The organism is Streptomyces sp. NPDC046876 (assembly GCF_040645035.1).
In the GTDB taxonomy this organism is placed as follows: Bacteria; Actinomycetota; Actinomycetes; order Streptomycetales; family Streptomycetaceae; genus Streptomyces.
Genome location: NZ_JBEYXK010000193.1, coordinates 1 through 5,520 on the forward strand (window position 1 = coordinate 1; position 5,520 = coordinate 5,520).

6 protein-coding genes are annotated in these 5,520 nt (G+C 72.5%); 4 read left to right on the forward strand and 2 right to left on the reverse strand.

Annotation, left to right across the window (positions count from 1 at the left end):
* Window positions 1-290: 290 nt before the first annotated feature.
* Window positions 291-1,442 carry a 4-hydroxyphenylpyruvate dioxygenase gene (hppD, locus tag ABZ924_RS38005; protein WP_361920230.1) on the reverse strand — a complete coding sequence of 384 codons (1,152 nt, stop codon included), beginning with the start codon at window positions 1,440-1,442 and terminating at the stop codon, window positions 291-293.
* A 147-nt stretch (window positions 1,443-1,589) separates the two neighbouring features.
* On the opposite strand from hppD, the gene ABZ924_RS38010 reads away from it, so the two are divergent.
* From ABZ924_RS38010 to ABZ924_RS38025, 4 genes are all read left to right on the forward strand, one after another.
* Window positions 1,590-2,060 (forward strand): Lrp/AsnC family transcriptional regulator, encoded by a 471-nt coding sequence (locus ABZ924_RS38010; RefSeq protein WP_361920232.1) that lies wholly within the window; start codon window positions 1,590-1,592, stop codon window positions 2,058-2,060.
* An 87-nt stretch (window positions 2,061-2,147) separates the two neighbouring features.
* Window positions 2,148-2,774 carry a helix-turn-helix domain-containing protein gene (locus ABZ924_RS38015; protein ID WP_361920234.1) on the forward strand — a complete coding sequence of 209 codons (627 nt, stop codon included), beginning with the start codon at window positions 2,148-2,150 and terminating at the stop codon, window positions 2,772-2,774.
* Between the two features lie 66 nt (window positions 2,775-2,840).
* Window positions 2,841-3,080, forward strand: coding sequence for a hypothetical protein (locus ABZ924_RS38020; protein ID WP_361920236.1), 240 nt, complete (start codon window positions 2,841-2,843; stop codon window positions 3,078-3,080).
* On the forward strand, window positions 3,077-4,369 hold the full coding sequence (locus tag ABZ924_RS38025) for an MFS transporter (protein WP_361920238.1): 1,293 nt from the start codon (window positions 3,077-3,079) through the stop codon (window positions 4,367-4,369). Before ABZ924_RS38020 ends, ABZ924_RS38025 begins: the two co-directional genes overlap by 4 nt.
* Here ABZ924_RS38025 and ABZ924_RS38030 read toward each other — a convergent pair.
* Window positions 4,299-5,096, reverse strand: a complete 798-nt coding sequence (locus ABZ924_RS38030) for a S16 family serine protease (protein WP_361920240.1) — start codon at window positions 5,094-5,096, stop codon at window positions 4,299-4,301. The genes ABZ924_RS38025 and ABZ924_RS38030 overlap by 71 nt on opposite strands.
* Between the last annotated feature and the right edge of the window lie 424 nt (window positions 5,097-5,520).

Consider the following 5,520-nt stretch of genomic DNA (forward strand, 5'->3'; position numbering starts at 1 on the left):
GCTCCGCGCCCGGTGCGCTCAAACGCCGCGCGGGCTGGATTGTGCCGCTGCGCGGCAATTCCAGCCCCGCCGGCGTTTGAGGCGCGGGGTCCGGGGCGGAGCCCCGATCTTTGGCGGGTCCGGGCGGAGCCCGGTTTCGGGGAGGGGCGGGGAGGGGACAGGCTCCGCGCAGCGGCGGGGGCGGGACGGCGGCGGCTTCGTTCCGCGGGCCGGGACGGCGACGGCCCCCTGGGCCGGATGGCTCAGGGGGCCGGGGGGCCGCGGCGGTAGCCGCAGGACGACCGCAGAGATCAGAGGTTGCCGCGCTTGGCCTGCTCGCGCTCGATCGCCTCGAACAGCGCCTTGAAGTTGCCCTTGCCGAAGCCCATCGACCCGTGCCGCTCGATGATCTCGAAGAAGACCGTCGGGCGGTCCTGCACCGGCTTGGTGAAGATCTGCAGCAGGTAGCCGTCCTCGTCCCGGTCCGCGAGGATCTTCAGCTCGCGCAGGGTCTCGATCGGCACGCGCGTGTCGCCGACCCACTCGCCCAGCGTGTCGTAGTACGAGTCCGGGGTGTCGAGGAACTGCACGCCGGCGGCCCGCATCGACCGCACGGTGGCGACGATGTCGTTGGAGGCCAGCGCGATGTGCTGGACGCCGGCGCCGCCGTAGAACTCCAGGTACTCGTCGATCTGCGACTTCTTCTTCGCGATCGCCGGCTCGTTGATCGGGAACTTCACCTTGAGGGTGCCGTCCGCGACGACCTTCGACATCAGCGCCGAGTACTCGGTCGCGATGTCGTCGCCCACGAACTCCTTCATGTTGGTGAAGCCCATGACCTTGTTGTAGAACGCGACCCACTCGTTCATCCGGCCGAGCTCGACGTTGCCGACGCAGTGGTCGATGGCCTGGAAGGTCCGCTTGGCCGGCGGCTCGACCATCGGGGCGACGGAGACGTAGCCCGGCAGGTAGGGGCCGGTGTAGTTCTTCCGCTCGACCAGCGTGTGGCGGGTCTGGCCGTAGGTGGCGATGGCGGCGAGGACGACGGTGCCGTTCTCGTCGGACACCTCGTACGGCTCGTCCAGGCCGCGGGCGCCCTGCTCGACGGCGTACGCGTAGGCGGCGCGCGCGTCGGGGACCTCGATGGCGAGGTCGACGACGCCGTCGCCGTGGTCGGCGACGTGCTCGGCGAGGAAGCGGCCGCGGTCCGTGGTCGCCTTGATGACCGAGGTCAGGACGAAGCGGGCCGAACCGTTGGTCAGCACGTAGCTCGCCGTCTCGCGGACGCCGTTCTCCGGTCCGGAGTAGGCCACGAGCTTCATGCCGAAGGCGGTCGAGTAGTAGTGCGCGGCCTGCTTGGCGTTGCCGACGGCGAAGACGACCGCGTCCATGCCCTTCACCGGGAAGGGGTCTGCCTCACGCGCGGTGTGCGGGGTTTCCAGGTTCACCAAAGACTCAGTCATGAGCGCAGAGTCCCGCCGATCCACAAGCTGCGCAATAGTTTCCTGTTCTGCTGTACAAGCTGCACAGCCCGGCCGCAACATTGCTGAAACATCTGTGCAGGATGACCACTCCCGGGGCGACACTGGACAACGCGGAGGAATAAACCCATGGGCATCGACGAACTGGACGGCCGGCTCATCGTCCTGCTGGCCCGGGAACCGCGGATCGGGGTGCTGGAGGCCTCGCGGCGGCTCGGCGTGGCGCGCGGCACGGTGCAGGCGCGGCTCGACCGGCTCCAGTCGAACGGGGTGATCCGCGGGTTCGGCCCACAGGTCGATCCGGCGGCGCTGGGGTATCCGGTGACCGCCTTCGCCACGCTGGAGATCAAACAGGGCCAGGGCGCCGACGTACGGGCGCACCTCAGCGGGGTGCCGGAGGTGCTGGAGCTGCACACGACGACGGGGCACGGGGACATGCTGTGCCGGCTCGTGGCCCGGTCCAACGCCGATCTGCAGCGGGTGATCGACCGGGTGGTGGCCTTCGACGGGATCGTGCGGGCGTCGACGGCGATCGTGATGGAGAACCCGGTGCCGCTGCGGGTGATCCCGCTGGTGGAGCAGGCGGCGCAGGAGGGCTGAGATCCGGAGGAGCGGAGGGCCGAGTTCCAAAGGAAGCGTTGCAAAGAAACCCTTGCAGAGGTTTCTTTGCATCTCTACTGTGGAGGCATGCCCGAAGAGCCGGAAACCCCGGAAACCCAGGAAGTGCCGAAAGCCACCGAAGCCGCGCAGCCCCCGCAGGTGCGGACGCTCGACGCCCGCTCCCTGCGCGGCCTCGCCCACCCCCTGCGCATGCGGCTGCTGGCCGCGCTGCGCCAGGACGGGCCGGCCACCGCCTCGCAGCTGGGCGAGCGGCTCGGCGAGTCCAGCGGCGCCACCAGCTACCACCTGCGCCAGCTCGCCGCGCACGGGTTCGTCGAGGACGCCCCGGAGCACGGCAAGGGCCGCGAGCGCTGGTGGCGGGCGACCCAGGAGTGCACGCAGTTCGACGAGTCGCTGGTGTTCTCCGCCGACCCCGAGACCCGCGGCGCCGCCGACGTCTTCCTGCACGAGATCGCCACGATCCACGCCCAGGAGGTCAACGGCTGGCTGGGCCGCGCCGACGCCTGGCCCGTCGAATGGCGGCGTGCCAGCGACCTCAGCGACTTCACGCTGCGGCTGACCCCGGAGCAGTCGCTCGAACTGGTCCGCAGGATGCACGAGTTGGTGCGGTCCTACAGCGACCTGCCGCAGGCCGAGGGTGCCGAGACCGTCCGCGTCCACACGCACGCCTTCCCGCGCCACTCCGGCGAATAGGCCCACCGGCCCACCGGCCCCCCACCTTCGCCTCCCTTCCCGACACCCCGTAGAAGGAGTCCTGCCATGCACGCCTTCACGCACGACGAGATCCAGGCCGGGTACGCCACCCGGACCCACGCCGCCCGCACCGCCGAACTGGCCGCCGAGGCCGCAGCCGCGAGCCTGGCCCGGGAGGCCGCCGGGCCCCGCGCGCCGTTCGCCCCCGCCCTGCGCATCCGGATGGGCGAGGCCCTGGTCCGCACCGGCCGCCGGCTGATGGCCCCCGTGGAGGCCGCCCGTCTGCACACGCGGGCCGCGGGATGAGCAGAGGGCCCCTCGCCGCCGTCCTGACCGCCAACACCATCTCGACCGCCGGAAGTTCACTCACCCTGATCGGCGTCCCGTGGTTCGTCCTGCAGACCACGGGCAGCGCCGGCCGGGCCGGGATCGTCGCCTTCTGCGCCACCCTGCCCATCGTCGTCGCCGCCCTGGCCGGCGGCCCCGTCATCGACCGCATCGGCCGCCGCCGCGTCTCGGCCGTCTCCGACCTGGTCTGCGCCGTGTCGGTCGGCGCGATCCCGCTGCTGCACTACGCGCACCTGCTGGATTTCTGGGTGCTGTGCGCGCTGATGGCCCTCGGCGGCCTCGTGCACACCCCCGGTCTGACCGCCCGCTCCGTCCTGGTGCCGCACCTCGCCGAGCACGCCGGCACCACCGTCGCCCGCGCGTCGAGCCTGTTCGACGCGGTCTTCCGCGGGGCGCGGATGATCGGGGCCGCGGTGGCCGGCGTACTGATCGCGGTCCTGGGCGCCGAGGCCGTCCTGCTGCTCGACGCCGCCACCTTCGCCGTCTCCGCACTGCTCGTCGCCGCATTCGTCCGCGGCATACCGGGCGCCGAGCCCCAACCCGCCGCAGAGAAGACGTCCTTCGCCCGCTACCGGGCCGAACTCGCCGAGGGCTGGCGCTTCCTGACCCGTTCCCGGCTGCTCGCGGGCATCACCCTGATGGTGATGATGACCAACGGCCTGGACCAGGGCTGGTCCGCGGTGCTGCTGCCCGTCCACGGCCGCGAGGCCCTCGGCGGGGCCGCCGCCGTCGGCCTGATGTTCTCCCTCTTCGGCGGCGCCGCCCTGCTGGGCGCCCTGCTGTACGGCGCGTGGGGCGAGCGCCACCCGCGCCGGGTCGTCTTCGCCGCGGCCTTCCTCGTCTCCGGGGCCACGCGCTACGTGGTCGCGGGCCTCACCGGCACCGCGCCGCCCCTCGCCGTGACGATGGTGCTCGCCGGGCTCGGCGCGGGCGTGCTCAACCCGATCCTCGGCACCGTCATGTACGAGAAGGTCCCCGAGGAGCTGCGCAGCCGCGTCTCCGGGGTGACCATGGCCGGCTGCGAGCTGACCATGCCGCTGGGCGGGCTCGCGGCGGGCCTGCTGGTCGACGCGTTCGGCGTGTCCCGGGCGCTGCTGGCGTTCGGCGGGGTCTACCTGCTCGTCACGCTCGCGCCGCTGGTGTTCCCGGCGTGGCGGTCGATGGAGCGCGAGCCCGTCAGCAGGTCGGAACCGGCTCTCCCCGGTTCAGCGAGCGCAGTGCGCCCACGGCGTCCTTCAGTGAAGTGACCGGGACCAGCCGCAGCCCCTCGGGCAGTTCGGACCGGGCGTCCGCGCACTCCGCCTCCGGTACGAGGAAGACGCTCGCCCCGTCGCGCTGAGCGGCCTGGGTCTTCAGGGCCACGCCGCCGACCGCGCCGACCTTGCCGTCCTCGCTGATCGTTCCCGTACCGGCGATGACGCGGCCGCCGGTGAGGTCGCCGCCGCTGCCGTCGCCGTCGAGCTTGTCGACGATGCCGAGGGAGAAGAGCAGGCCGGCGCTGGGGCCGCCGACGTCGGCGAGGTTCAGGTCGACCTTCACGTCCTTGGGGTCTTTGTGCAGGAATCCGAGGGCGGCCCGGGTGGCGTTCGTCTGGGAGGTGGCCATTTGCTCCAGGTTGTGGGCCTCGATGTCCTCGTCGCTTCCGCCCGTCGGGTAGACGGCCTCCTTGGGCAGGACCGCCCGCTTGCTGTCGAACCAGTCGCCGAGCAGCTCGGGCAGCTTCACGGTGGTGGAGGGGCCGGTGGCCTCGATGGTGGTCATCCGCAGCTGGCCGGTGGTCGCACGGGCGGGTGCGCCGGTGACGGTGATCACGGGCTTGCCGTCGCGGGCCCCGAGCACGTCGGCCGTGAGCCCGGGCTGGGCGATCACGAAGGGCAGCGGCGCGAGGGCCGCCACGGCGAACAGGCCGAGCACGGGCGCGGCGCAGGCGGCCAGGGCGGCGGGACGCGGCAGACGTGTGAGGCGAGAGAGCACACGGCCAATCTATCGGGCCCCGCCGGCCCACCCGCCCCCGGCGGCCCGGACCCGCCCACCAGGCCTGTCGGAGCCCGACACCTCCAACCCCGCCCCCTCTCGCAGCCGGGGTCCGCCATTTTCAGCCTCGCCCGCGTTTGAGGCGCGGGGCCAAGCCACTCCAGCCCCGCCAACGTTCGAGACGCGGGGTCCGGCAAATCCAGCCTCGCCGGCGTTTGAGGCGCGGGGTCTGGGGCAGCGCCCCGGCAACCCCGGCTCCGCCCGCCTTCGCAGCCGGGGGCCGGGCATTCCAGCCCCGCCGGCGATTGAGGCGCAGGGTCTGGGGCAGCGCCCCAGCAACCCCGGCTCCGCCCGCCTTCGCAGCCGGGGACCGGGCATTCCAGCCCCGCCGGCGATCGAGGCGCAGGGTCTGGGGCAGCGCCCC

Excerpts from the sequence above, each read along its gene's own strand:
- ABZ924_RS38020 (WP_361920236.1), top strand. The coding sequence starts at position 2,841 with ATGCACGCCTTCACGCACGACGAGATCCAGGCCGGGTACGCCACCCGG.
- ABZ924_RS38015 (WP_361920234.1), top strand. The coding sequence starts at position 2,148 with ATGCCCGAAGAGCCGGAAACCCCGGAAACCCAGGAAGTGCCGAAAGCC.
- ABZ924_RS38010 (WP_361920232.1), top strand. The coding sequence starts at position 1,590 with ATGGGCATCGACGAACTGGACGGCCGGCTCATCGTCCTGCTGGCCCGG.
- hppD (WP_361920230.1), bottom strand. The coding sequence starts at position 1,442 with ATGACTGAGTCTTTGGTGAACCTGGAAACCCCGCACACCGCGCGTGAG.
- ABZ924_RS38025 (WP_361920238.1), top strand. The coding sequence starts at position 3,077 with ATGAGCAGAGGGCCCCTCGCCGCCGTCCTGACCGCCAACACCATCTCG.